At 62.8% G+C, this 25,789-nt stretch carries 28 protein-coding genes; 9 read left to right on the top strand and 19 right to left on the bottom strand.

The features are described 5' to 3' along the window. Nucleotides 1–7: 7 nt before the first annotated feature. A complete protein-coding gene (locus AC0L2R_RS15030) occupies nucleotides 8–1,537 on the bottom strand; it encodes a Do family serine endopeptidase (RefSeq protein ID WP_473509909.1) in 1,530 nt (509 codons plus the stop codon). Nucleotides 1,538–1,722: 185 nt separating this feature from the next. On the opposite strand from AC0L2R_RS15030, the gene AC0L2R_RS15025 reads away from it, so the two are divergent. Then, nucleotides 1,723–1,992 (top strand): CopG family ribbon-helix-helix protein, encoded by a 270-nt coding sequence (locus AC0L2R_RS15025; RefSeq protein WP_473509907.1) that lies wholly within the window; start codon nucleotides 1,723–1,725, stop codon nucleotides 1,990–1,992. 71 nt (nucleotides 1,993–2,063) lie between these two features. Here the strand turns inward: AC0L2R_RS15025 and AC0L2R_RS15020 are convergent, their stop codons facing one another. From AC0L2R_RS15020 to AC0L2R_RS14965, 12 genes are all read right to left on the bottom strand, one after another. Continuing rightward, the gene (locus AC0L2R_RS15020) at nucleotides 2,064–2,528 is read right to left on the bottom strand and encodes a cytochrome c-type biogenesis protein (RefSeq protein WP_473509905.1); all 465 of its coding nucleotides are present in this window, start codon (nucleotides 2,526–2,528) and stop codon (nucleotides 2,064–2,066) included. Next, nucleotides 2,525–4,516: a heme lyase CcmF/NrfE family subunit gene (locus AC0L2R_RS15015; protein ID WP_473509903.1), complete on the bottom strand. Its 1,992-nt coding sequence runs from the start codon at nucleotides 4,514–4,516 to the stop codon at nucleotides 2,525–2,527. The genes AC0L2R_RS15020 and AC0L2R_RS15015 overlap by 4 nt, the downstream gene beginning before the upstream one ends. A gap of 105 nt (nucleotides 4,517–4,621) precedes the next feature. Further along, a complete protein-coding gene (gene ccmE, locus AC0L2R_RS15010; protein WP_473509901.1) occupies nucleotides 4,622–5,062 on the bottom strand; it encodes a cytochrome c maturation protein CcmE in 441 nt (146 codons plus the stop codon). Nucleotides 5,063–5,065: 3 nt separating this feature from the next. Continuing rightward, the gene (gene ccmI, locus AC0L2R_RS15005; RefSeq protein WP_473509900.1) at nucleotides 5,066–6,199 is read right to left on the bottom strand and encodes a c-type cytochrome biogenesis protein CcmI; all 1,134 of its coding nucleotides are present in this window, start codon (nucleotides 6,197–6,199) and stop codon (nucleotides 5,066–5,068) included. A gap of 298 nt (nucleotides 6,200–6,497) precedes the next feature. Then, on the bottom strand, nucleotides 6,498–6,938 hold the full coding sequence (locus tag AC0L2R_RS15000) for a hypothetical protein (protein ID WP_473509898.1): 441 nt from the start codon (nucleotides 6,936–6,938) through the stop codon (nucleotides 6,498–6,500). 280 nt (nucleotides 6,939–7,218) lie between these two features. After that, entirely contained in the window at nucleotides 7,219–8,670 is a 1,452-nt protein-coding gene (locus tag AC0L2R_RS14995) for an ATP-binding protein (RefSeq protein ID WP_473509896.1), read from the bottom strand. Further along, nucleotides 8,654–9,319, bottom strand: a complete 666-nt coding sequence (locus AC0L2R_RS14990; protein ID WP_023800820.1) for a response regulator transcription factor — start codon at nucleotides 9,317–9,319, stop codon at nucleotides 8,654–8,656. Before AC0L2R_RS14990 ends, AC0L2R_RS14995 begins: the two co-directional genes overlap by 17 nt. A gap of 87 nt (nucleotides 9,320–9,406) precedes the next feature. Then, complete coding sequence (locus AC0L2R_RS14985) at nucleotides 9,407–9,706, bottom strand: hypothetical protein (protein ID WP_023800821.1); 300 nt, start codon at nucleotides 9,704–9,706, stop codon at nucleotides 9,407–9,409. A gap of 168 nt (nucleotides 9,707–9,874) precedes the next feature. After that, entirely contained in the window at nucleotides 9,875–10,285 is a 411-nt protein-coding gene (locus AC0L2R_RS14980; RefSeq protein ID WP_473509895.1) for a DUF3168 domain-containing protein, read from the bottom strand. 126 nt (nucleotides 10,286–10,411) lie between these two features. Next, a complete protein-coding gene (locus AC0L2R_RS14975; RefSeq protein WP_023800823.1) occupies nucleotides 10,412–10,678 on the bottom strand; it encodes a DUF1488 family protein in 267 nt (88 codons plus the stop codon). 12 nt (nucleotides 10,679–10,690) lie between these two features. Continuing rightward, complete coding sequence (locus AC0L2R_RS14970) at nucleotides 10,691–10,939, bottom strand: hypothetical protein (protein ID WP_023800824.1); 249 nt, start codon at nucleotides 10,937–10,939, stop codon at nucleotides 10,691–10,693. A 233-nt stretch (nucleotides 10,940–11,172) separates the two neighbouring features. Further along, on the bottom strand, nucleotides 11,173–11,883 hold the full coding sequence (locus tag AC0L2R_RS14965; RefSeq protein WP_473509894.1) for a TetR/AcrR family transcriptional regulator: 711 nt from the start codon (nucleotides 11,881–11,883) through the stop codon (nucleotides 11,173–11,175). Nucleotides 11,884–11,902: 19 nt separating this feature from the next. On the opposite strand from AC0L2R_RS14965, the gene AC0L2R_RS14960 reads away from it, so the two are divergent. Then, the gene (locus AC0L2R_RS14960) at nucleotides 11,903–12,481 is read left to right on the top strand and encodes a cupin domain-containing protein (protein WP_473509892.1); all 579 of its coding nucleotides are present in this window, start codon (nucleotides 11,903–11,905) and stop codon (nucleotides 12,479–12,481) included. A 130-nt stretch (nucleotides 12,482–12,611) separates the two neighbouring features. On the opposite strand, the gene AC0L2R_RS14955 is transcribed toward AC0L2R_RS14960, so the two are convergent. After that, a complete protein-coding gene (locus AC0L2R_RS14955) occupies nucleotides 12,612–14,165 on the bottom strand; it encodes a trimethylamine methyltransferase family protein (RefSeq protein WP_473509891.1) in 1,554 nt (517 codons plus the stop codon). A 172-nt stretch (nucleotides 14,166–14,337) separates the two neighbouring features. Here AC0L2R_RS14955 and AC0L2R_RS14950 point away from each other — a divergent pair, with 172 nt between their 5' ends. From AC0L2R_RS14950 to AC0L2R_RS14930, 5 genes are all read left to right on the top strand, one after another. Next, nucleotides 14,338–14,976, top strand: a complete 639-nt coding sequence (locus AC0L2R_RS14950) for a TetR/AcrR family transcriptional regulator (RefSeq protein WP_473509890.1) — start codon at nucleotides 14,338–14,340, stop codon at nucleotides 14,974–14,976. 157 nt (nucleotides 14,977–15,133) lie between these two features. Then, a complete protein-coding gene (locus AC0L2R_RS14945; protein ID WP_027152779.1) occupies nucleotides 15,134–17,293 on the top strand; it encodes a transglycosylase domain-containing protein in 2,160 nt (719 codons plus the stop codon). Between the two features lie 115 nt (nucleotides 17,294–17,408). Next, nucleotides 17,409–17,993, top strand: a complete 585-nt coding sequence (locus AC0L2R_RS14940) for a DUF1214 domain-containing protein (RefSeq protein ID WP_473509888.1) — start codon at nucleotides 17,409–17,411, stop codon at nucleotides 17,991–17,993. Next, entirely contained in the window at nucleotides 17,986–18,534 is a 549-nt protein-coding gene (locus AC0L2R_RS14935; protein WP_473509886.1) for a DUF1254 domain-containing protein, read from the top strand. The genes AC0L2R_RS14940 and AC0L2R_RS14935 overlap by 8 nt, the downstream gene beginning before the upstream one ends. A gap of 554 nt (nucleotides 18,535–19,088) precedes the next feature. Beyond that, nucleotides 19,089–20,096: a hypothetical protein gene (locus AC0L2R_RS14930; protein WP_473509885.1), complete on the top strand. Its 1,008-nt coding sequence runs from the start codon at nucleotides 19,089–19,091 to the stop codon at nucleotides 20,094–20,096. Nucleotides 20,097–20,156: 60 nt separating this feature from the next. On the opposite strand, the gene AC0L2R_RS14925 is transcribed toward AC0L2R_RS14930, so the two are convergent. From AC0L2R_RS14925 to AC0L2R_RS14915, 3 genes are all read right to left on the bottom strand, one after another. Then, the gene (locus AC0L2R_RS14925) at nucleotides 20,157–20,504 is read right to left on the bottom strand and encodes a DUF1491 family protein (protein ID WP_473509884.1); all 348 of its coding nucleotides are present in this window, start codon (nucleotides 20,502–20,504) and stop codon (nucleotides 20,157–20,159) included. Between the two features lie 79 nt (nucleotides 20,505–20,583). Next, nucleotides 20,584–21,348: a peptidoglycan-binding domain-containing protein gene (locus AC0L2R_RS14920; protein ID WP_473509882.1), complete on the bottom strand. Its 765-nt coding sequence runs from the start codon at nucleotides 21,346–21,348 to the stop codon at nucleotides 20,584–20,586. Further along, complete coding sequence (locus tag AC0L2R_RS14915) at nucleotides 21,323–23,062, bottom strand: PAS domain-containing sensor histidine kinase (RefSeq protein ID WP_473509880.1); 1,740 nt, start codon at nucleotides 23,060–23,062, stop codon at nucleotides 21,323–21,325. Before AC0L2R_RS14915 ends, AC0L2R_RS14920 begins: the two co-directional genes overlap by 26 nt. A 532-nt stretch (nucleotides 23,063–23,594) precedes the next feature. Here AC0L2R_RS14915 and AC0L2R_RS14910 point away from each other — a divergent pair. Both AC0L2R_RS14910 and AC0L2R_RS14905 read left to right on the top strand, forming a co-directional pair. Further along, a complete protein-coding gene (locus AC0L2R_RS14910) occupies nucleotides 23,595–23,945 on the top strand; it encodes a DUF5330 domain-containing protein (protein ID WP_473509879.1) in 351 nt (116 codons plus the stop codon). A gap of 99 nt (nucleotides 23,946–24,044) precedes the next feature. After that, nucleotides 24,045–24,473 carry a SufE family protein gene (locus AC0L2R_RS14905; RefSeq protein ID WP_473509878.1) on the top strand — a complete coding sequence of 143 codons (429 nt, stop codon included), beginning with the start codon at nucleotides 24,045–24,047 and terminating at the stop codon, nucleotides 24,471–24,473. 144 nt (nucleotides 24,474–24,617) lie between these two features. Here AC0L2R_RS14905 and AC0L2R_RS14900 read toward each other — a convergent pair whose 3' ends face one another. Continuing rightward, nucleotides 24,618–25,043: a Ros/MucR family transcriptional regulator gene (locus AC0L2R_RS14900; RefSeq protein WP_023800837.1), complete on the bottom strand. Its 426-nt coding sequence runs from the start codon at nucleotides 25,041–25,043 to the stop codon at nucleotides 24,618–24,620. Nucleotides 25,044–25,468: 425 nt separating this feature from the next. Continuing rightward, the gene (locus AC0L2R_RS14895) at nucleotides 25,469–25,738 is read right to left on the bottom strand and encodes an SH3 domain-containing protein (RefSeq protein WP_473509876.1); all 270 of its coding nucleotides are present in this window, start codon (nucleotides 25,736–25,738) and stop codon (nucleotides 25,469–25,471) included. Nucleotides 25,739–25,789: the final 51 nt, after the last annotated feature.

The raw sequence follows: 25,789 nt of genomic DNA, 5'->3' as shown, positions 1-25,789 counted from the left end.
TGGAACGTCAGCCCTTGGCGACAGGCAACGCGACGAAGCGGTTGCTGTCGTCGCGGGTGATCTGCATCAGCACCGCCTTGCGGCCCGACTTCACCGCGTCGGCCATGGCCTTGGCGACGTCCTCGGTGCCATTGACCTCCGTCGAATTGACCGAGGTGATGACATCGCCGGGCTGGATGCCGCGATCGGCGGCATCGCTGTCGGGATCGACATCGGTCACCACAAGCCCTTTGCCATCGTCGGACCTGGTGACGGTGAGACCGAGGTCGGCCAGTGTATCGGCCTTTGGCGGAGCCGAAGGCTGCTGGTCGGCCGAAGCCTGCTTGTCACTCGAAGGCAGCGTGCCGAGGTCGACCTTGACCGTTTCACTCTTGCCGTCACGCCACAGCGTGACGTCGACCGGCTTGCCGGGCGGGTAGGCGCCGATCAGGCGGGCGAGTTCCTTCGGCGAAGCGACGTCCTTGCCGTCCACCTGAGTGATGACGTCACCAGCCGATATGCCGGCGTCCTTGCCGGGACCATCGTCCTGGGCGCTGGAAACGAGAGCGCCCTTATCGGACTTCAGCCCGAGCGATTCGGCGATTTCGGAGGTGACCGGCTGGATCTCGACGCCAAGCCAGCCGCGCTGGACGGTGCCGTCCTTCATCAGATCCTGAACGACCTGTTTGGCGGTCGAGGCGGGAATGTCGAAGGCAATGCCGACGCTGCCGCCGGACGGCGAGAAGATCGCGGTGTTGATGCCGACGACCTGGCCGTTGAGGTTGAAGGTCGGGCCACCCGAATTGCCACGGTTCACCGAGGCATCGATCTGGATGAAATCATCATAAGGACCGGCGCCGATGTCGCGACCACGGGCCGAGACAATGCCGGCAGTGACCGTGCCGCCGAGGCCGAACGGATTGCCGACGGCCACCACCCAGTCGCCGACGCGAACCTTTGCATCGTCGGCGAAGTCGACATAGGTGAACTTGCCGTCGCCTTCGACCTTGAGCACTGCGAGATCGGTGCGCGGATCTGTGCCGACCAACTTGGCGTCGAGCTCCTTGCCGTCATGCATCACGACCGTGAAGGACGAGCCCTCTCCGACGACATGGTTGTTGGTGACGAGGTAGCCATCCTCGGAGATGAAGAAGCCGGACCCTTGAGCGACCGGCCGCGGCTGGCGGTCACCGCGTCCGAAACGTCGCATTCCATCCCGGCCATCCTGATCGCCAAAGCCACGGAACTCCCTGAAGAAGCGGCGCAATTGCGGATCGTCGGGGAGATTGCCGAAGGCGTCGGGCAGGTCGGAACCATCGTCGGCGGTCGATTCTATCTTGGCTTTGACGCGGACACTGACGACCGCCGGCGAAACGCGCTCGACCACGTCGGCGAAGCTCGGGACCTGAGGCGCCTCGACACGCACGGCCTCGGCCAGGACGGGGGCTGTCCCGGTGGCAACCGCGCCGAAGCCGATCGCGCCGGCAATGGCCACTGATGCGGCGGCAGCCATCAGGCGTTTGCGGGTGCGGGAATGTGAATTGGGGGCAATATTCATGGGTCTCGTATCCTCTTTCAAGGGATGCGCTTCGGTCGGCATCCTCGGCCAAGAGAAATAGAGGCGCGCACATTACGGCGCCATTTCCAGTGCATGAAACTTTGGTAATGTTTGCAGGCACCAACCCTTTGGTTGCGCCCGCCCGTTGCCCTATGTTGTACACAGTTCAGCACAAGGCTTTCACCATGACCGCAAGCGCCATCATGACGATTCGGGTTTCGTCCGAAACCAAGCTGAAGCTGGAGCGGATCGCCGCCGACACGCGGCGCAGCAAATCCTTCCTCGCGGCCGAGGCGATATCGGCCTATGTCGATCGCGAGCTTGAGATCATCGAAGGCATCAAACGCGGCATGGCCGATGCGGCAGCTGGCCGTGTCGTGCCGCACGACGAAGCCATGGCGGAAATCGACGCCATCATCGAAGCGTCGGAAGCCAGGCGCGCAGACAAGGCTTGAAGCGGTTCGTCACCTGGTCGCGAGACATCGTGACACGGCCGCGGTCTTGGCGGCGGGGCGGCCGGGCCGAATTAGTTACCCAGCATCTTGTCCAACGTTGCCTTCTCCTCGGCTGTGAGCATGGCCGCAGGCGCCGATCGGCGCGACCGGGCGGTCAGCACGATGAAAATCCCGCCGGCAAGCAGCAGAAGGACCGGCGTGCCCCACAACAGCGCATTGCGCAGGCTGAAGCGCGGCTTCAACAGCACGAACTCGCCGTAGCGGGAAACGATGTAGTCGATCACCTGCCGGTCGGTATCGCCGGCGACCAGGCGCTGGCGCACCAGCACGCGCAGGTCGCGGGCAAGGTCGGCGTCGGATTCGTCGATCGACTGGTTCTGGCAAACCATGCAGCGCAGCTCTTCCGAAAGCGTCCGCGCCCGCGCCTCGAGCGCCGGGTCGGCCAAAACCTCGTCCGGCTTCACCGCAAGTGCGGCGCCGGCAAACAACAGCGTTAGCAGCAGGATCAGGGAGGCCAGCGAAATTCTTGCGATCATGGCGGGCTCGCCGAAGGCATGGCGCCCGCCGATCTGCGGCGGCGCGACGGTGCGCCGACGCGCAGCCGCCGGTCCATCAGCGACATCGCAGCACCTGCCATCATGACAAGACCGCCGCCCCAGATCAGCGTCACCAGCGGCTTCCACCACAGCCGCACCACGACGGAGCCGTCGGTCGCCTCGTCGCCAAGCGAGAGGTAGAGCTGGCTGAAACCGATCGTCTTGATACCCGACTCGGTCGTCGTCATCTGCCGGACCGGGTAGGAGCGCTTGGACGAGGTGATCACGGCGGTGGTGGTTCCATCAGCGCCGAGCAGGGCGAAGCGGCCGCGATCCTCGCTGTAGTTGGGCCCCTGGGCCGGATAGAGCCCTTCGAAGCGCAGTGTGTGGCCGGACAGTTGCACGGTCTCGCCGGCACGCATCGACAGTATCTTCTCGGTGCCGAAGCAAAGTGTGCCGACGATGCCCAGCGTCGTCAGCCCAAGACCGAGATGGGCGAGCGCGGTGCCGAAGACCGAACGCGGCAGGCCGGCGAAGCGCCTGAGCATGACGCCGGGCGCGACACTGCCAAGGCCGGACTTGACGGCAATATCGGTGAGCGCGCCGCAGATCAGCCAGAAAGCCAGGCCGACGCCAAGTGCTGCGAACACCGACGCGCCGTCGATGAACAAGGCCGTCACCAGCACGGCCAGAAGCGCGGCGGCGAAGGCCGCCATCAGCCGCTGGGCGACGGCGAAAATGTCGCCGCGCTTCCAGGCCAGAAGCGGCCCGAACGGAACCGCGACCAGGAGCGGCACCATCAGCGGGCCGAACGTCAGGTTGAAGAACGGCGCGCCGACCGAAATCTTGTCGGCCGAAACGGCCTCGACGACCAGCGGATAGAGCGTGCCGATCAGCACGGTGGCGGTGGCCGTGGTCAGGAACAGATTGTTGAGGACCAGCGCCCCTTCGCGCGAGATCGGATGAAACAGGCCGCCGGCCGTCAACCTCGAGGCGCGAAAGGCGAACAACGCCAGTGAGCCGCCGATGAACAGTGTCAGGATGCAGAGAATGAACACGCCGCGCGTCGGATCGGTGGCGAAGGTGTGGACGGAGGTGAGCACGCCGGAGCGCACCAGGAAGGTGCCGAGCAGCGACAGCGAGAAGGTCAGGATCGCCAGCAACAGCGTCCAGATCTTCAGGGCCGAGCGCTTTTCCATGACGATCGCCGAATGGAGCAGCGCGGTGCCGGCCAGCCAAGGCATGAACGAGGCGTTCTCGACCGGATCCCAGAACCAGAAACCGCCCCAGCCAAGTTCGTAATAGGCCCAGTAGGAACCCATGGCGATGCCGCCGGTCAGGAACATCCACGCGACCAGCGTCCATGGCCGCACCCAGCGCGCCCAGGACGCGTCGATGCGGCCTTCGATGAGGGCGGCGACCGAGAAGGAAAAGCAGATCGAGAAGCCGACATAGCCGAGATAGAGCAGCGGCGGATGGATGGCGAGGCCGAGATCCTGCAGGATCGGGTTGAGATCGCGGCCCTCGATCGGCGCCGGATTGAGCCTGGCGAACGGGTTGGACGTCGCCAGGATGAACAGCAAGAAGGTGGCGCCGATCGCGCCTTGCACGGCCAGCACGTTGGCTCGAAGGGTCGCTGGAAGATTGCTGCCGAAAGCAGCGACGAGCGCCCCGAAGAAGCTCAGGATCAGCACCCAGAGCAGCATCGAGCCCTCGTGATTGCCCCATGTGCCGGTGATCTTGTAGATCAGCGGCTGCAGCGAATGCGAGTTGTCCCAGACGTTGGCCACCGAAAAGTCGGACGTCGCATAGGCCGTCGCCAGCGCCGCGAAGGACAGAGCGGTCAAGGCGAAGCCGGTCACCGCGACCGGACCGCCGACGGCCATCATCTTCTGGCTGTTGATACGCGCGCCGAACAGCGGCACCAGCGCCTGCACCAAAGACAGCGCGAACGCCAGGACCAGCGCGAAATGTCCGGTTTCAACCATTGTGGCCAAGCCCGCCAGGTTTTTGCTTTGCCGCAGGGTCTTGCCGCAAAATCGTGGGAACCCTCGGGTCAAGCCCGAGGGCAGGCTTTTGCGGAACCTGCTTAGTCACTTTTTGCTCTCCTGCCACACGCCCCTGGATTTGAGGCCGTCGGCCACCTCCTTGGGCATATAGTTCTCGTCGTGCTTGGCCAGCACGCTGTCGGCGACGAAGACGCCGTCCGGGCGAAAAATGCCTTCAGTGATGACGCCCTGGTCCTCGCGGAAAAGGTCGGGAAGAATGCCGGTGTAGGTAACCTTGACCTGCTTCTGGTTGTCGGTCACCGAAAAGGCGACGGTGGTCCCCTGACCGCGCTCGATCGTGCCTTTTTCGACGAGGCCGCCGAGCCTGATACGCTGCCCGGGCTGCAGGCTGGCGGCGGTCAGATCGGCGGGCATGTAGAAGTAGGAGGCCTTCTGGCCGAGCGCGTAGAAGGTCAGGCCGGTGGCGGCACCGAGGAAGGCCAACCCTCCGGCGATCACCGACAGTCGTTTCTGCTTGCGCGTCATTTTTTACTCCGTCGCCGTCAGGCCAAGCGAGACGGCAAAGGCGATGAATTTCTTCGCTTCGTCACTATCGGGGCCAAAAACGGCGATACCACGATTGAGCGCGTCGCGCGCCTGATCGGCCTTGCCCAGCACGACATAGGAACGAATAAGCTGCATCCATCCTTCCGCATCGCGCGGGTTTTGCCGCAGTTTTTCGTCAAGCCCCGCAACCATGGTGTTGATCATCGCTTCCCTATCCTGCGGCGACATCGACGCGGCGGCATCGACATCCCCGGCGTTCGGGCCTTTTGCAGGCACTCCCGAAGCGACGCCGCGCCTGGCGGATTCGGCCAGTGCCTGCTCGACGGCGCCGCGCCAGGGCGAGTCCTGTGGCAAGGCCGCGAGCATTTTCTGCCAGCCGGCAGTCGCCTCCTCGATGCGGCCTTCCTGCGCCATACCCATCGCCAGATAAAAGCTGGCCTTCGGATTCGCCGGATCGAGCTTCAGCGCCGCCTCGAAGGCGGCCTGAGCATCGGCCGAGACAATGCCGCCCGCTTCGCTGGCGATCGCCTCGCCGAGGCCGGCCTGGCGGGCTGCGCTGTCGCCGTCGAGGCGAATGGCGTTGCGGTACGCCGTCACCGCGTCGGAGAATCGCTGCATGCGCAGATAGATTGGCGCCAGCACGTCCCAACCCCTGCCATCGGACGGGTTGGCGGCAAGGTGGGCCTCGGCGCGTGCCACCAGTTCGTCGACCGAACTGTCGGCGGGATTCTTGGCCAGTCGCTCGCTGAGCGGCTGCGACGGCAGATCGGGCGAGCCGAGTTGGCTGTACAAGCCCCAGCTGACCAGCGGGACCGCCAGGACCGCAGCCGTCGCAACCAGCCTGGTCGCCATCGACGGTTGCCGCGCCGCTGCCTTGTCGGCGGCATTGTCCAGGCGAAGGATGCGACGGGCGATCTCCGCACGCGCCTCTTCGGCCTCCGCCGGCTGGATCAGGCCACGCGCCACGTCGCGGTCAAGCTCGGACAACTGGTCGCGATAGACTTCAAGGTCATGATCGCTGCTCGCCGAACCATCCTTCGGGCCGCCGGCCAGCGGCAGCAGCACCGCCAGGCTTGCACCCAGCGTGAGAATGGCGGCTATGACCCAGAACAGCATGTTTCTTCCAATAACGGCAGAGCCCTGCCCTGCCAACACAGGCGTCCTGCGACGCTTTGACGGCAGATGCGTCGCATGTCCTTGATTGATGTCAACCGGACCTTAAGCGCGTCGCGATCGACCGACGTAATGCGACGCGCCTTAGGTAGTTGTTTTCATGCATGTCGTCATCGCAAAACCGCCGCACACCCTCGAGTCAGGCCCGAGGGCATGCTTTTGCGCGATTCTTGTTTTTATGCATGTCGTTATCGCAAAACCGCTGCACACTTTTGCGCGACATGCATTATCCGGCCGGTCGTTACGTCAGCGGCGTCCAGCTGCCATCGGCGTTGCGGCAAGCGGTTCCGCGCGCGGTGGCGCCGGCGGCGCCGGTAAACACCGTATGGGTGTATTGTCGGCAGTCCTGCGACCCGACACGATAGGGCTGGGCGGGCACGACTTCACCGTAATGCGCCGACCGATCGCTCTTCCACGTCACCTTCTGGCTGCTCGCCGTGTACTCGAGCGCCCTGTATTCCGCCTCCAGCGCCTTGCGCTTTTCGGGGCCGCTCAAGCCGGTACCGATCGATCCGCTGACGAGGCCGCCGCCCATGGCGGAAATGACCGTCGTCGCGATCTTGCCTTCACCTGGCGGCGTTGCGGCCGGCTGCGGCGCCACCGTGGGGCCAGGGTTGCTGCCCAGCGTCGTGCAGCCGGAAACGGCCAGCAGTGCGGAGACGAGCGCGACGCGAATCTTCATGCCAAAAACCGGTCTCTTGAGTTAAAGCTGGGGGCCGCGCCATCGGGGAAGTCGGCGTGGCCATAGTGTCGATGTTTGTCGGAAATTTGGCCGCGGCCGACGGCTCCGGGACCAGTCGACATGCCGCCATATCACGCACCGTCGATCAATGTCGACTGGCCCAGCAAAAGCATAGGCCTAAAGCGCGTCGCGTTTGCCGGCCTCATGCGACGCGCTTCAGGTTGTTGTTATTACGCATGTCGTTATCGCAAAACCGCCGCACACTTTTGCGCGACATGCATTAGTGAAGGCTCCGCAATCGAACCACCGCCTTCAACCCGCCCATGCTGGACCGCTCCAGAGCCAGAACGCCTCCGTATTCGTTGACGAGGTCGGCGACAATGGCAAGTCCAAGCCCGGTGCCCGGCCTTGTCTCGTCGAGACGCCGTCCGCGCTTCAGCGCCTCGCGCGCCTTGTCTTCTGGAATGCCCGGGCCGTCATCCTCGATGCTGATCTCGAACAGGATGACAGCACCCTCCTTGCCGGAGCCAGTCTTCTTGCCGGGGATTGGCGCCACCGATACCGCGACCGCGCTCTTTGCCCATTTCATGGCGTTGTCGAGCAAATTGCCAAGCAATTCTTCCAGATCCTCGCGTTCGCCGGCAAAGACGATATCGACTGCCGGCAGCGAAAGCGAGAGAGCGGTCTGCGGATTGAGTTTTTGCAGGACGCGCACCATGCGCTGGACCAGCGGCGCCACCGGCGTACGGTAGACGACGCTGTCACGTTGCGCCGCAACGCGGGCGCGCTGCAGATAATGGTCGATCTGCTTCTGCATCGAGGCGGCCTGTTCGGCTATGAGCTGGCCCTTGGCGCCGCCGAGCGCCCGTCCCTCGTTGATCAGCACCGCCAGCGGCGTCTTCAGCGAATGGGCGAGGTTGCCGACCTGCGTCCGCGAGCGCTCGACGATACGCTTGTTGTTTTCGATCAACGCGTTGGTCTCGTTGGCGAGCGGCTCGATCTCGGCAGGGAAGCGACCGTCGAGCTTTTGCGCGGTTCCTTCGCGCACCATGGCGAGAGCGTCCCTGACCCGGCGCAATGGCTGCAGGCCCAGCAGGATGGCGATGGCGTTGATGGCGATCATGCCGACGCCGAACAGCGAAAGATAGGTCAGCAGGCGACGCTGAAAGGCGCTTATCTCCTGCTCGAGCTCGGTCCGGTTGCCCATGACGCGGAAGCGCGCTGCGCGATTTTTCGCGTCGAGAACGAACTCGCTCTCGAACACTTCCAGTTCCTCGCCATCGATGCCTTCTGTCGTATAGCTGCGCTGGAAGCTGGCATTGAAAGGAACCTCGGCGACGCTTGGCGACAGGATCGCTTTGGTCATCGAGGAGGAGTGCAACTCACCACTCACGCCTTCCGACGCAGGCTCCACCGACCAGTACCAGCCGGAATTCGGCTCCGAGAACCGAAGGTCGCCCAGGTCGGGAGCGCCGGTCAGCGAACCGCCTTCGGACACGCCGACCGAGCCGATCAGATTGAACAGATGCGCCGACAGCAGGCTGTCGAAACCGCGCTCGCTCGCCTGGCGATAAAGGGTGGTGATCAGCGTGAAGATGACAACCAGGGTGAGTATCGCCCAGACCGTGGAAAAGGCGATCACCCGGAACGCCAGCGAACGCGGCCCGAACCGCAGTGAAAGCGGCGTCCTTGCAGTCTGTCTGAGCGGTTCCGCCTTACGCCTCCGGCTCACGCATCCGATAGCCCATGCCGCGAACGGTTTCTATCATGTCGATGCCCATCTTCTTGCGAAGCCGCCCGACAAAGACCTCGATTGTATTGGAATCGCGGTCGAAATCCTGATCGTAAAGGTGCTCGACCAACTCGGTTCGGGACACGACCTCGCCCATATGGTGCATCAGATAGGCAAGCAGGCGAAATTCGTGCGACGTCAGCTTCAACGGCACGCCGTCGACATCGGCCTTGGAGGCTTTGGTGTCGAGCCGCAGCGGTCCGCAGGTCAGTTCGGACGACGCATGGCCGGCCGCGCGCCGGATGAGCGCTCGGACCCTGGCCAGCACCTCTTCGATGTGGAACGGCTTGGTGACATAATCGTCGGCGCCGGCGTCGATGCCGGAGACCTTGTCGCTCCAGCGATCGCGCGCCGTCAAAATCAGGACAGGCATCTTGCGGCCGCCGCGCCGCCAGCGTTCGACCACGCTGATGCCGTCCATCTGCGGCAAGCCGATGTCGAGCACCACAGCGTCATAGGGCTCGGTGTCGCCGAGGAAATGCCCTTCCTCACCGTCGAAAGCCCGGTCGACAACATAGCCGGCATCGACCAGCGCGTCGGATATCTGCCGGTTCAGGTCCTTGTCATCTTCGACAACGAGTACACGCATATGGGATCATACCAGTTGAGGAATCGGCCTGTTGAGGAGCTGGAAGTCAGATATAGGCCGATTCCAGCGCCTGGGATACGGCAGGCATCAGTTCAGCGGAACGACGATCTCCGTGCGGCGCGGACGCTGCCCATCCTTGCCCGGAACCAGCACGACGATGACGCAGACCGGCTGGCCACCGCGCGTCGACTGCGACGCCTTGGCCAGCGTGCCGCCATTCTGCTCGGCGACCTGCTGACCGATCGCGTAGCAGTCGGAGGCGGCCAGGACGATCGGCCGGTTCTGCTCGGGCACGACGACCGGCAGCGCCGTCGCCTGCGAAGCAAACAGACCGGCAGCGCAGAGAGCAAGTGTCGCGGTTGGGAAGTGGGAGCGAAGCGTTTTCATGATCAGCGTCCTAACGCATCGGTGCTGAACGTGATATGAACATTGCCTGCAACACATGCCTGTCTCACCCCCTGAAATGCGACACAACCAACCCCGGTGATTTGGCCGCCCCAACCCGGCAAATCCAAGCGCCAGTCTAGACTGTGTTGCAGCCTCATTGAAAGCGCGTCAGGCGTTTTCTTCCGTCACGGCACGAAAGCGCAGCAGCCCGTGACAGGCTGAAAGATCCTCGTCGTAACGGACCTCGGTGAATTCGAGCCTGAGATTGACACGGTGATGCTCGTCGAGCGCCAGCGCCGCATGCTGGAGGCGGGCGCTGACCATGTCCATCACGTCGCGCATTTCTTTCCTGGCCTCGGATTTCGACCAGAAATGCAGAGTGAAGAGCTGCTCGGCATCATTCTCCCTGCCTGTTACGCAGTCATAGACGCTGGTCCGGCCGAACGTCACATAGGGAAACGGGATATTTTCCGGGACATGGTCGAATAGTTTTGCGCCGCCCAATGCCGCTGACAGGGAACCGTCAGCGTCCAGCGCCTGGAACAAGGCCTTCTGCAACGCGGCAGCCGGCGCGGTCATTTTATTCTCCCTCGCCCGTCGCGGCTGAACAGGCCTTCACAGATTCCGCCTGCAGCGTAGCCGCGTTGAAATTCTGCCGCCAGATCCCGGGATTTCCAAGGCCGCGATCGCGCGGACAGTCGGGATTTATCGAAAATCGGCTGCGGTCAGCACATACATGCTCTTGCCGGTACGGGTATAAGCGTTCCTTGCGACGTCATGTATGGGACCGACGGCCGAATCGAAGGCGGCGAGATATGTGGCTTCAGCTGTCGCCGTCCCCGGCGGCGCCGTCGAGATGGCGTCTGCATGGACAAAGAAAGAGATCTGGCACATGCCATCATAGCCGACGAAGCGGATCCGCCGGCTCGCCTCGTCGTAGCTTCGGCTTAGGTTTGGAAATGTCAGGCTCATGACTTGATGCCGTCAAGCGGCCCCCGCTTTCTTGCCTGCCGCCCGCTTTTTCTTGGGAGCGACGGGATTGAGGGCTTCCGCCGCACGGTCGGCCTCTTCCTTGGCCAGCCGCAGCGCCCGCAACTTTTCGGTCTTGATGGTCCTGGCCTTGGCCTCGGAAATATATTCGGCCGTAGCCTGGTTTCGCTCGGCGGTTTTCTTCTGCTTCTCCATGAAGCGCGCTTCAGCTTTTTCCATGATATTCTGATTGGGTTCCGCCATCGATAAAATCTCCTTTCGCTGAGGTGATGAAAATTTGTTTCTCTCCTAAAATAGGAACTCGGAACGGAAAAACCAATTTTCAGAATGTTTTTGAATGATCAAATGCCTGAAAGACATCATGAAATAATACTAGAAATTGCATTCGCATCGACCCCAAATGCCGTACCGACTGCTCATATACCCCGCTCCGATCAGCGCTGGATCGGGAACCGCCCTCGCCGGCCCTGCTGGCTTCAGGCTGACGGTTTTTTGCCTCGGCAGTCCGGCAAACTCGAGCTCACGCTGCGGACGAGGACGAGCATGGCCTCCACCGCCTCCTCGTCCGACAGGCCCTGGTTCTCAACAAGCGATCTCCACGTCGTGAAGTCGAGCGCATGCCCTATCGCGGCAACGAGCAACCTTGCAGTTCCGCTATCCAGGTCGAGCCAGCCTTCTTCAAGGATCGCGACGCCGTTTGCGAGAACCTGTTGCCGGCGGGCCAATGCCGCGGCAACAACCGGCATTTCGGCATCGCGATACAGATTTGCGAGGAGTTGCCGCTTTCGCCTGTAATAGCTGTAGGTTTGAAGGAGCGCCGTCCGGAGCCGGGCTTCCGGTTCGACGATCGATCGCCAGGCCTCGGGACTTGGAGGAGGGTCCTGGCCGAAGGAATATGCCGAGCAGGCATTGAAGACCGCTTCCTCATCGGGAAAATGGCGGTAGACGGTCAGCCGCTGCACCCCCGCTTTCTCGGCGATGGCGCTCACGGTTGTTCGCGACGGACCCACCGAGCTGTGCAGCTCGAATGCCGCGCGAGCGAGCGCAAGATGGGTCTCGGCCTGTTTGACCGCGCGCCGCTGCAATCGATATGAGCGCCGCTGGCCTTCTTTCAGTGAACTCACGTGGTCACCGATATTGACATGGGTTTGAATGACGCCTAGAAATGAGTGATCGGCAGCGTACACCCATTTTCAGGAGGATGATATGGAACGCGCATTGCCTGACTCACCCCTCCAACACACGACAGCTCATCCGACTGTCAACCAGGCATCGGGGCCCATCACGATTCAGCCCGGGGCCGGCGACCGCTTCGATCTGGGCGGTTTCGGCATCCGCTGGAAGATCGACGGGTTCCACACCGGCGAGCGCTTCTCCATCGTGCACCATCCGCTGGCGCCCCGTGCACTGGCGGCGCCGTTGCACAGGCATCACCGCGAAGACGAATATTCGTATGTGGTGAGCGGCAATCTGGGCGCGTTGCTTGGCGACGACGTCATTACTGCCGAGCCGGGCACATGGGTGTTCAAGCCGCGGGGCCAGTGGCATACGTTCTGGAATGCTGGCGACACACCGTGCGAAATTATCGAAGTAATTTCGCCGGCGGGATTTGAGAACTATTTCCGCGAGTTGGCAGCGATCTGGCCAGACAGGACAAAGTCGGGAGAACTATTACGAAAGTACCAACTGGATATGGACTTCGAGAGTGTTCCAGACCTCTGCGCCCGTTTTGGACTGACGTCCGCCCGCCCCGCCGCAACGATCCGCGCCGAGGATAGCGGATGACGGCGCAGCGCCCCCGCCCGATTTCGCAGCGATAGACGAACGAATCGGGCGACCGCCGAAAGGGCAAGGCGCAGGCATGCACGGTTAGGGCTCACGGCCGCCACCTGTTCGTGCAGGGACTGCACTGATCTCACGAGACCGGTGCTGCGCCACCCTCTTCCGTGCGCCGCGCAATGAATTCGTCGAGAACACCTGATGTGGCAGCGGCGCAAGCCGGCGGCCGAAAATCGGCCAGCAGCCGTTTCCAGATGCCGGTGGCGCGCTCCGTGGCGGTTCTTGACCCGGCCTGCGTCCAGTTGCCGAAATTCGACCAGTCGGCGACCAGCGGTTCGTAGAATGCGGTGCGGTAGCGCGCCATTGTGTGCCCGGCCGAGAAGAAATGCCCGCCCGGCTGCACTTCGGCGATGGCCTCGAAGCCGATCGCGGCCTCGTCGCCAGGCGTCGCCGCGCAGAGTTCCGCGATGATCTGCAGCGCCTCGATATCGGTGATCAGCTTCTCGAACGAGACGCTCAACCCGCCTTCGAGCCAGCCGGCAGCATGGATGCAGACCGTCGCGCCGGCGAGCACCGAACCCCACAGCGCGAACTGCGTTTCGTGGGCTGCCTGCGCGTCCGAAATGTTGGCGGCACTGCCGCCGCCGGACCGCCAGGGAAGGCCGGTGAAGCGTGCAAGCTGACCGGCGCCGAGCGTCGCCTTGACGTGCTCCGGCGTGCCGAAGGCCGGCGCCCCGGACTTCATGTCGACATTGGAGGAGAAGGAGCCATAGACGACCGGCGCGCCCGGCCGCACGATCTGGGCCAGCGTCAGCCCGGCAAGCGCTTCGGCGTGCTGCAGCGTCAGCGCGCCGGCCACGGTGATCGGCGCCATGGCGCCGGCCAGGCAGAAGGGCGTGATGATCAGCACCTGCCCCGCCTTGGCAAAGTCGATGATGCCTTGCGCCATCGGAACATCGAGTTGACGCGGCGAGTTGGTGTTGATGACGGTGTAGCAATGAGCGCCCGAACGGAATTCGTCCTCGGACAGGCCGCGCGCCAGCCGCAGCATCTCGAAGCCGTCCTCGACCTGCGGCGTGCCGCGCGCGAAGACGAACGGCAGTTTGTCCGACAGCGTCAACTGCGCGCGGTTGACGGCATAATGGCGGAAGCGGTTGTCGATGTCCTGCGGCTCGATGCAAGGTCCCAGCATGTGCAGCACGTCGAAATGCTGCACCAGCCGGATGAGATCCTCGAAAGCGGCAAGCGTTCCCGGCCGCCGGCCGTGCTCCAGATCGGTGACGTTCGGCGCCCCGGATCCTGCCAGGAACGTCATCGAGCCGAGTTCGAGCGTCAGGTCGCGGGCACGGTCGCCGGCATGGACGCGGATCGATTTCGGCGCCGAGCCCAGCGCCGCCGAGACGATGTCGCGGCCGATGCGCACCATCTGGCTGTCCTCGTCGACCAGCGCGCCGGCACGGGCAAGAATAGCGCGCGCCTCCGGCAGCAGCACCTTGGCGCCGAGTTGCTCGAGCACGCGCAGCGCCGTGTCGTGGATCGCGGCGACCTGGTCGGCCGAAAAGATCGGCTGCGGCAGGAACGGGTTCTTCAGCGAACGATAGTCCGGCCGGCGGCTGCTCTCGCTGCCGGCCTCGCCGGTTCGTCCGCGCCTGCGTTCGCGCCTGAGGTTGCGTGCGGCGTCATCGACCATGGCGGATACTCCTCGTTGCCGTATTGCCCTGCGTTGCGGATCGTAGGCAGGAGCCGCGATGACGCGCGTCGGGCCGCTCGGCCCAGTTCGTTGAGGCAGACAGGATACTTGTACTGTACATATGTGTCTAGTACGGTTGTATGCAGTTCGCCCTCATGCCTATTGTGCGGCCATGATCATCATTTCTCCGCAGGACGAGCCGGCGTCCGGCAACACCAAGGTGACGCGCCTGGACTGGATCAATCTTGCGCTCCAGACACTGATTTCAGACGGCATCGCAAGCGTGCGCGTGCTGCCGCTTGGCCAGAAACTCGGCGTATCGCGCTCAAGCTTCTACTGGTATTTCGAGAGCCGTCAGGACCTGCTCGACCAGTTGCTTGCGCATTGGCGGGACACCAACACCAAGTCGATCATCGAACGCGCGCAGCGGCCGGCCGAAAGCATCATCATGGGGGTCATGAACGTGTTCGAATGCTGGGCGGACGAGCGCCTGTTCGATCCCAGGCTCGACTTCGCCATCCGGGAATGGGCGCGTCGCTCCGAGGACGTGCGCCGGGCCATCGACCAGGCCGACAATGACCGACTGGGTGCGATCCGCGACATGTATCGCCGGCATGGCTACGGCGAAGAGGATGCCTTCATCCGCGCCCGTGTGCTCTACTACATGCAGATCGGCTATTATGTGCTCGACCTCAAGGAACCGGTCGAGGCGAGGGTCAGTCATCTCGCCGCCTATCTGCGCAGTTTCACCGGCCAAGAGCCAAGCGATGCCGACGTGGCGCATTTCATGCGCTTTATCGCGGCGCGTTAAGTGAGTGCGAGGTGGCAGAGGTGGCAGGCCCGACCCTGGTATCAACAAACTGTACCGCGAAAGCCCCCTCACCCTTGTGAGCGAGGCCAAAATGGACAAATAGTCTGGTATGAGTGCCGCTTCTCAGTGGGAGGCGTAGCCGCAGCCGGATCTTGGAATGGCCAGTCCTTTGAAAACACGCAGGAGAAGGGGTCCGATTGCCGCAAGACTGCTGGCGGCGGATGCGTGGTTCGATTCCTCGCTCTACGAGACCGGCTTCAAGGCGCGCCGGTTCTGGGAAGCGGCCACCATTTTTTTCCGGCGCTTCCGCGTCTCCGGCTGGCGCCGCGGCATCATCGAACTGTTGAGTGAGGGCTTCACGCTCGGCGCCGGCGGCATCGTCGTCATGCTGGCGCTCGCCTTGCCGGCCTTCCAGGAAACCGCCGGCGACTGGCGTGCCCAGGGCGATTTCGCCATCACCTTCCTCGACCGCTACGGCAATGAGATCGGCCAGCGCGGCATCATCCAGCGCGATTCGGTGCCGGTCGACGAGATGCCCGATCAGGTCATCAAGGCGGTGCTGGCCACCGAGGATCGGCGTTTCTTCGATCACTACGGCATCGACGCGCTCGGCCTTTCGCGCGCGATCTTCGCGAATGTGCGGGCGAATTCCGTGGTGCAGGGCGGCTCGAGCATCACCCAGCAGCTGGCCAAGAACCTGTTCCTGACCAATGAACGGACGTTGGAGCGGAAGGTCAAGGAAGCCTTCCTGGCGCTATGGCTCGAGGCCAATCTGTCGAAGAAGGAGATCCTGCAACTCTATCTCGACCGCGTCTATATGGGCGGCGGCACGTTCGGCATCGAAGCGGCCGCTGATTTCTATTTCGGCAAAAGCGTCAAGGATGTGAACCTCGCCGAAGCGGCGATGCTGGCCGGCCTGTTCAAGGCACCGACCAAATACGCGCCGCATATCAACCTGCCTGCTGCCAGGGCGCGGGCCAATGTGGTGCTGTCGAATCTCGTCGAAGGCGGCTTCATGAGCGAGGGTCAGGTGCTGCAGGCGCGGCTGCATCCGGCTGAAATCGTCGACCGCGGCGAGCAGAAGAGCCCGGATTACTACCTCGACTGGGCATTCGAAGAGGTCAAGAAGATCGCCGCGAAGTCCGGCCAGCATTCGCTGGTCGCCCACACCACTTTCGACGCCAACATCCAGAAGGCGGCGGAAGAATCGATGGAGTTCCATCTCCGCCAGTTCGGCAAGGAATACAACGTCACCGAAGGCGCCATGGTCGTCATCGAAACCAATGGCGCAGTCAGGGCGATCGTCGGCGGCCGCGACTACGGTGCCAGCCAGTTCAACCGCGCCACCAAGGCGCTGCGCCAGAGCGGCTCGTCGTTTAAGCCCTACGTATACGCAACAGCGATGGAGCACGGCTTCACGCCGGACTCCGTCGTTTCCGGCGCGCCGATCTCCTGGGGTGCCTGGTCGCCGCACAATTACAATGACGGACGGGCCGGCAAGGTCACGCTGATCACGGCGATGGCAAAATCGGTCAACACCGTGCCGGTGCGGCTGGCCAAGAATCATCTCGGCATCAAGCCGATCAAGGCGATGGCGGAAGCCATGGGCGTCGAATCGCCGCTCGAATCGCACAAGACGATGGTGCTCGGCACATCGGGCATGACCGTGATGGACCAGGCGACAGGCTTTAGCGTGTTCGCCCAGAACGGCTTTGTCGGCTCCCGGCATGGCGTCACCCAGCTCGTCACCCGTACCGGCGAGGTGGTTTACGATTTCGCCAAGGATGCGCCGCCGCCGCGCCGTGTGCTCTCGGAGCAGGCGCTGAAATCCATGAACACCATGCTGGCGGCGGTGCCGGTGATGGGCACGGCGCGGCGCGCGGCGCTTCCCAATATCGTTTCGGCCGGCAAAACCGGCACAACGCAGTCTTACCGCGACGCCTGGTATGTCGGCTTTACCGGCAACTACACGGCTGCCGTGTGGCTCGGCAATGACGACTTCACCCCGACCAACAACATGACCGGCGGCTCGCTGCCGGCGATGGTTTGGCAGCGGCTGATGGTCTATGCGCACCAGAATATCGACCTCAAGCCGATCCCCGGCCTCGATCATCCCTTCGTCGACGAAGAGATCGCCGCCAAGGCCGAGGAAGCGGAAAAGAAGAATGCCGAGCAGGCAGCGGCCGACACCGCCGCCGAGCGGCCGCCGGTGCTGTCCAGCCAGACGACGCGGGCGCTCAGGGACATCACCAGGCTGTTCCAGTCGGCGCCCGTCCTCCAGGCGCCTGCGACACCGGAGACCCTGTCGGCGCTTTGATGCCGGCACGACGGGCCAGGCCATCCCTCGCGCCGCAATTCCACAGAGGTCCGCTTGCCATGGCCCCCTGCCCCGCGATATCCCCGAGCGGCACTCCTCTTGCCCGCGGCTCTTCATGCTCAAGAACGCATTCCTGACGCTCCTCGCGCTTGCCATAGCCATCGGCGGCGGCGGCGGCAGCGTCTGGTACGCTCTCAAGACGCAGGATGGCATTGGCGCGATCAGGATCGGCCAATGGACGGCGTTTCCCGATATCGGCACGCAGACGGCGGATCCTTATTCGAAAGCCCGCGTGGCGCGCGAGGGTGTCCTTGCACTCGGGCAGGCAGAAGGCCTGTCGTTTATCGCCGAACGCGATTCCGATGGCGAACTATTGAAACGCCAATGCGCCTATGAAATCGAAGGCGGGTTTCCCACAGCCCGGTTCTGGACCCTCTATGCCGCCGATCGGTCGCTCGGCGTGGTCGAGACCGGCAAGCCAAGGGTTGCGGCACTTCAGTCCTACCAGGTGCTGCGCCAGCCCGACAATTCCGTGCTTATTTCCGTCAGCAACCGCCCCGCGCCCGGCAACTGGCTGCTTTCCGACGGCTTCGGCCGGATGTATCTCGTGCTGACATTCTACGACACGCCGATCGCCAGCAGCACGGGCCTTTCGGATGTCACGCTGCCGCAGATCGTGAAGGTCGGCTGCAATGCGTAGGCTGCTGCACGCGATCCTGCTCGGCCTGCTTGGCGCCGGCATCGTACACATCATCGTGCTGCTGCTCGCCCCGGAATTTTCCGAACGCAATGCCTGGTCGCGGCTGGCGATGGCCTCCAACCTTTATCGGATGACCAGGCTGGACGCTGAGGCCGGCGGTACGCCTGTGGTGAAATCGGTCGATCCGCTGTTTTATGCTGCGGCTTGCCGCTTCGATCTGTCCGATGGGATGGTTCGGGTGAAGGCACCGGGAAACGTCCCGTTCTGGTCCGTATCGGTCTATGACCGCAGCGGCCATAACATCTACTCCTTCAACGACCACAGCGCGACCGGAAGGGTGCTGGACAGTATCGTACTGACGCCGGCGCAGATGATCGAGATCCGCAAGGATCTCCCGGAGGAATTGCAAGGGACAATCTTCGTCGAAGCGCCGATCGACGAAGGCATGTTCGTCATCCGCTCCTTCGTGCCCGACGACAGCTGGAAGCCGACCGTGTCGCGGTTTCTCGAGCAGAGTTCCTGCGAGCTGCAGGACTACTGACGTCAACCGAAACATGCCGCCGGTTGCGGCCCGTGCCTTGCGTGCCGCCGCGGCGCTCGTTCAGGGGGATAGAGCATCCTTTGCGCGCCCAGCCAGCCGCGACGCGCTTTAGTGATGCGGAACAGGCAACGTCCCCGACGTCCCCGGCATCGTCCTTGACGAACCCGGCATCGTCTTTGACGAGCCGGGCTTGTCCGGACCGGCGCCTGGCCTCGTCTCGCCCGTCAGTGGCGGTTGCTCGTAGCGGACGCCGGGGAAAATGATCACCGCCGCCGGCGCTCCGGTGTTTCGGTCTGCTCGATTGGTTGCCGCCGGTCGCGGCACGAAAGACAGTACCATGCCCATGGTTCGTGCATTCCTCTCGGTTGCCCCGGAGCACAACGCAACGCCTCCAATCTGATTAAGGAGCCAGTAGGTTAACGGAACGCTAACGGATCGCCGCTAATTTGATCTTTGTTCTGAGGTCAGGAAGTCCTGACCCGTGGCAAATGCGAAACCGACACAGTCCCGGTCGAGCATGGTCAAGATTGTGTCGAGTGTCAGGCGTATCCTTCGTGTCATCTGCGGATTTCAGGCAAATCGCTATACGGGCTGAATCGGGAAAGGCCGAAAGGCTGTTCCGCGCCACGGTGTCGGCGTTCTGTTCGCTGACCCGCCCTTCGCGCCGGGAGATCGCGCAACTTGAGGATCTGACGCTGCCGCTTTTCGCCGATGTGTCGGTCGAATCGCGCCGCTACGTCGCCGCCGCCCTTTCCGAATGCGAATATGCGCCCGCTGCGCTGGTCCGGCGGCTTTGCGAGGAGCCGGTCGACGTTGCCGCGCCGCTGCTCATCCGCTCGCGCGCGCTCAGCGATATCGACCTCATCGCGCTGATCGGCCGCCATGGCCTGCCGCATGCGCGCGCCATTGCGCGCCGCAAGGATCTGAACCCGACCATCGCCCACCTGATCAGGGCGCTTGAAAAGCCGACGCTGGTAAGCGTGCGGCAGCCTGAGGCGAACGCCAAGGCGGTGCCCGAAAGCGCCGAAGTCGTCGCCGACAGCCAGCAGGTGCCCGGCACCGCCGCCGAGGCTGCACGGCGCCGGCTGCGGTCGATGATGCGTGATGCCGAAAGCGGCGGCGCGACGATCAATCCGTTCGCCGGCACTAACACCTATGTCAAACTGCGCGAGACGGCGCTGACCGGCAATGCCGCATTCTTCCAGACAGCACTGGCCGACGCGCTCGAGATCGATTTTTCAACGGCACGGTCGCTCACCGCGCACCGGAGCTACACGTCGCTGCTGGCCGCCCTGCGCGCGCTCGATCTCGGCGAAGAGAGGGCGTTCCTGATCACCGCCGCCGTCTATCCCACAGAGTTCTCGCATCCGCAGGCCATCCGCATCTTCCTCGACCGCTATCGGCTGCTGCATCGCGACGCAGCGCTGGACAGGCTACGCGGCTGGAAAGCCGAGACACTGTCGAAGGCCATTCGCAATGCCGGACCGATCGCGGCAAACGCCGACGTCCGCAAAGCGGACAGCGACAATGCTGCCGCCAGCCCTAAAGCGCGTCGCGTTTGACCCGCCGTCGCGCCTGAAAAGAGATTCAAGCGAACGCACTAAGCCTTTGTCTGCATATCGCTATTGCGACTTGACGGAAATAAGCTCCTCGACGGGAACAGAGCCGACCTCGATCTCGACCACCCAGATGTCGGGATCGAATTTCTTCTCCCTTTCCAGTCGCCCGTCAAAGACGGCGGCATCGTCGCCGGCGCCGAGCAGACTGAAGTAACGGTCGTCGGGTTTGGCTGAATCGTAGCTCGTCTGCGGCGCCGGGCCAAACAAGGCAATCTCGCCCATGCGGCCACGCGCCAGCACGAAGACGGCGCCGGCCTCGGTTGCGCCGCGCTTGACCACGGCGGCAAAGCCGCCGGCGCCGAAAACCCGGCGCAGCAGGGCCGACACCCACAGATCGGTGGTTACGCGCATGGCAGGATTCCGGACGACATCGGACGGTACTTAGAGCGCTTTGCGTTTGGGTGAAACCAAAACCGCGCGCCTGCGCCCATCAGTTGGTCAGGCCGATCTCGCGCATTTTGACGTAGACGACCTCGTCGGGCTCGCCGGTCTCGGGCAGCCCGAACAGCGACTGGAACTCCCTGATCGCTGCCTTGGTGCGGGCCCCGACCACGCCATCGAGCTTCATGTCGTCATTGCCGAATGCCTTCAACCCGGCCTGGATCTTGATAATGCGGGCGTCGGGTGCCTGCGCCGGCGCATCTGCCGGCGAAGCCGAGACGGGAATCGCGGCCATGTCGTCCGGACGCGGTGCCGGATGCGGCACGACCGTCGAGGCGGTTGGCATGGCGCCCAGTTGATCGAGCAGAATGCTGTCGATCTCGCCGGAAGCGTTGAGCCCGACCTTCTGCTGATAGGCTTGGATGGCCTTACGCGTGTTGGGGCCGGAAATACCGTCGACGGTGCCGGAATAGAAATCGAGATCCTTCAATATGCCCTGGACCTGCTCGACGATCGGATCGCTCTTGATCGGGGCCGGCTCCGGCCGCACGATGTTGATGGTGGTTTCAGGCTCGTCGGCGCCGGCTCGAGGAAAGCCCTCCATGCTCCTGGTCGCAAAAAACGCGCCGGCATGAGGAAAAGGCTGATACCACAAAGCGTTCGCCGAGACGTAGAACAGCGTCACCAGGAAGGCGGTCGAACCGCCAACCAGAACGGGATTGCGTGAAATCTGGCTGCCGAGGGCGACCGCGCTGCGTTGGAAGGCATTGCCGCGGCGCTTGACCGCCCTAGGCTGTTTTGCGGAGCGAGCCATGCCTGTCCCCTTTCGTCTCCGCCTTGGCTGCAGGCATCGGCAGTACGCCGGGCTTGTCGTTCGAACGTCCTTTCGGTCCGTTCACCGGCAAGCTGATCGTGACCGTGGTGCCCTCCCCCGGCATGCTTTCGATCGACATCGTGCCCTCGTGCAGCGCCACCAGACCCTTCACCAGCGACAGGCCGAGCCCGGTGCCCTCGAAGCGGCGCGTATAGTCGTTCTGGATCTGCATGAACGGCTTGCCGAGATTGGCAAAGTCTTCCTCGGCGATGCCGATGCCGGTGTCCCTGACCCAGAAATGCAGTCGCGAGCCGATCCGCTTCGCGCCGACGACGACATCGCCGCCATCGGGCGTGAACTTGATGGCGTTGGAGACGAGGTTGATGAGTATCTGCTGCACGGCACGACGGTCGGCGTTTATCTCGCCTGCATCCGGTGCGATCTGGGTCTGTAGATCGATGTTCTTTGCCTCGGCCTGCAAGCGCATCATCGACTGACACATTTCGACCGCTTCCACGAAACGGAATGGTTCCGGCTCGGTTGCGTAGGCGCCGGCTTCGATCCTCGATACGTCGAGTATCGAGGTGACGACGGCAAGCAGATGCTGGCCGGACTCCTTGACCAGGCCGACATATTCCTTCTGGCGCGGATCCTTGAAGGTGCCGAACATCTCATGCAGCAGCATGTCGGAAAAACCGATGATGGCGTTCAACGGCGTGCGCAGCTCGTGGCTGACGACCGCCAGAAACCGTCCCTTTGCCACTTCGGCAGACGCGGCCGCCTCCTTCGCAGCGGCTAGCTCTTCGCGCAAGCCGGCGAGTTCGTCGTTTTCGCGCAGGACGAACGTGAGGACGTCCTGCTGCTCTTCCCCGCGCGCCAATTCAAGCGAAAACGGCCGGTAATTGTCCGCCGTCGGGCCATTGCCGTTTTGCGGCAGCCGGACGCGAAGATCCAGCCGGCGCGCCGGCGCGCCATCGCGCATGTCGGCCAGCGCGCTGAGGTATGCGACGCGATCGGAAAGATGGATGCGGTCGAACAGGCCGGTACCGAACAGCAGCTCCGGCTGCAGCTTCAGGATCGTGCGCGCCTTTGCCGACGCATCCAGAACCTCGCCATGCCTGCCGGCCCGCAGGACAACGGCGTCGATGATGTTCTCGAGCCGGTCGTCGGTCGCCGGATCAAGCTGCGCGCCGGCCGGGCTGCCAAGCGCTGCGACGCGGGGAAAGAGGGTGAGCGCCCAGGCCAGCGGCAGCAGCCAATGCCAGGCGGCGATTTCGGTCGGGCCGAACGGAAAGACAGAACCGGCAAAAGCCTGCAGCAGGACAGCGACACATGCGGATACGGCACCCCAGAATGCAGCGCGACGAGACGCGCCGATCCACCAGGCTTCGAACGGCAGCGCCACGACAAGCATGGCGACCGGCGAGGCCATCCCGCCCGCCGCGGCAATGATACCGGCAAGTGCAAGACTGCCCATCACCAGGGCGACCTGGCCGGCGAACGCCATCTTGCCCGATGCTGCCACCAGCAAGGCAGCAAACCAGCAGAGGCCGAACGTCGCAAAGATCGCAGCCATGGTCACGGCCACGCCCATGCCCGAGGTGACCAGCGTGACTGCTGCGCCTGCGGCAAAGAACGGAGCGGTCAGCATGACACCGATAAACCGCCTCTGGCACCGGCGGTCGTTCTGTCCGAGGATCGACGGATGAACCATACGTTCGCAACCGGCTGCCATCGCGCCGGGCAACTCAACGTATCTGGCCCTTATCGAACTCAACTCAACGCACTCGCACCTGGTCGTGAACAGCCCTGCTTCGCAGATGCTTTTGTCGATCTGAAACTCGCATCCAGCGTTTAAGGAAAGGATAAGGCAGGACCGATCAATGCCCGGTCCGAGGCAGATATTGGGAGGCCGGCACGGGGCAAGCCTTGGCAATTGCGGCCATAGTAAATGGAGAGTTATCCGGGCGAACCGCTCTCCCGCCTTTGACAGTCGCCCACAGTAAGCCGAACTTCTGGGAAATACATAAGGAAAACAGCTGGATAGATGGTTAACCTTAAGTGAAAAAATCGGCTGAATTTGAGACAAATCCATTGCAAAATGCTTCGTTTCGAATTTGCCTAAAATTTGAGGAAAATTTTCGCTGACCGGGCAAGCCGTCCTTTGCGCGTCCATGCCACTATCGTATCCATAAAGAGGTCATGCCGCTTGAACGCATGATCCGGTCACGAATGAGGGCATACAGATGGGCTTTCTGATCAGAACGGCTTTCTGGTTTTCGCTGGTGCTTCTGGCGCTGCCGCTGAATGTCGGCTCCGACGAGACCGGCCACCAAAGCGTCGGGCCGATCCAGGCGTTGTTTGCGGCACGCGAAGCCGTCGGCGACATTGCCGGCATATGCGAGCGCAAGCCTGACGTCTGCGAGACCGGCAAGTCCGCAATGCACACGATCACCGCCCGAGCCAGGGAGACAGCCAAGATCGCGGCCGCCATGTTGGACGACAAGGCCGCCGAACCCGACACGGCGACAACGACCGGCAGCGTGCCCGAAGACATCGTCTTGCCGGCGAAAGTCGATTTGCCGGCGAAAAACTGAGATATTTTTCAGCGCATCTGTCACCGTCCGCGCTCTGACGCCTATGGTGTTTTCCTCTTTTTCCGTGACGCGGCGTCGCCGGATGATTATATCCGGCCTATGACTACGACGATCCAGACGATCCGCGACGACTTCTCCCTGCTTGACGAGTGGGAAGACCGCTATCGCTATGTGATCGAACTGGGCGAGGCCCTGCCGCCGTTTCCCGACGAGGAACGCAACCCTGCCAACAAGGTGCCCGGCTGCGTCAGCCAGGTCTGGCTGACCACCGAGTATGGTCCGGGGCCCGACCCAGTCGTCACCTTCACCGGTGATTCGGACGCCCATATCGTGCGCGGCCTCGTCGCTATCATGCTGGCGCTGTTTTCCAGACGACCCGCCAGCGAGATCCAGAAAACCGACGCGGAAGCCACGCTGAAGGCACTTGGCCTCGACGAGCACCTGTCGCCGCAACGCGCCAATGGTCTTCGTTCAATGGTCAAGCGCATCAAGCGCGACGCTGAGGCGGCCTTGAAGCAGACCGCCTGATCAGACGAACAGCGCGCGATGGCCCGACATGATCGGAGCCGCACATGTCGCGACGCATATCGATTGCTCGAGCATCGCCCCAAGATCAAAACGGCGCCCGGAGGCGCCGTTGATCATCTAACCCAGGTTGGGAAGGGAGCCGTATCAGCGCCCCTTGCGCTTGCGGCCGAGACCCATCTTCTTGGCGAGCTGTGAGCGGGCGGCAGCATAGTTGGGAGCAACCATCGGGTAGCTGGCGTCCAGGCCCCATTTTTCACGATACTCGTCGGGCGTCAGACCGTAGTGGGTCATCAAGTGACGCTTCAGCGACTTGAACTTCTTGCCGTCTTCAAGACAGACGATGTAGTCGTCATGGACGGAGCGTTTCGGGTTTACTGCCGGCTTCTGCTTGTCGGCAGGAGGCTGTTCACTGGCCCCGCCCACGCGCCCGAGGGCGGCATGGACATCGGCGATGAGGCTAGGCAGCTCGCCGACCGGCACCGGATTGTTGCTGACATAGGCGGCCACGACGTCGGCCGTCAATTCGATCAGCGCATCACTATTTCTGGAAGGTGTTTCGATAATATCCATGGCTTCCTGGCCCCAACGTGAGTTGTTTCTACCTGCGCCCTATTTTTGATAGGTCGGGCATCGCGCGAAATTTTTGCAGGAAAGAGCCTCTGCGATTCGCGTCGCAGCATCCTAATGAGCCACTAAACCAAGTAAGTCAATTCGCTTCTTGCGCTGTATTCATCGATGGCAATAAAATATTCGACGATCAGCTTCAACCTTTCGTGCACTCTGTAACTTTGCGATATTTTCTGGGCAGACCAGCAGCGGCGGATGCCCAGTCAAGCTGCCGTTACATCCATGAGAGCCAGTAAAAAAATCTCAATGCTTGGCTATGCTTGGTTGTGGTGCAGGCTATCTGGTTGTTTTTAGAGTCCGCAAAACCATAGGTTGCGATTTGCTGTTGCAAGCAAGCGAGAAATCAGCCTGCGGACCGGCACCGTCCATCAATGTGGGGTTATGTATTTTCCGTAGACCCAGCCGGTGACGAAATTGCCGTTGTGTGCCGGATCGTGCCAGACTTCGCACCAGCGATAGCGGATCTTCTGTTCCTGCTTCCAAACCGGCTGCTTGGCGATGTCGAGCAGGTTTATGCCGCCGGTGCATCTCCCGGTCATCTGCAAAACGGCGCCGTTGGGATAGGCCGCCTGCTTCTGGGACGATCCCGCCGGATACTTGCGCACGTTGAGCGTGTCGCCAAACGGAAGGTTGGTCACTTGCCAAGCTGCGAACACGGTTGCATGAGATTGGCCGATAAAGGCCAAGAC

It is taken from the genome of Mesorhizobium sp. WSM4820 (assembly GCF_055811075.1).
This window is presented reverse-complemented; position numbering and strand designations above follow the sequence as displayed.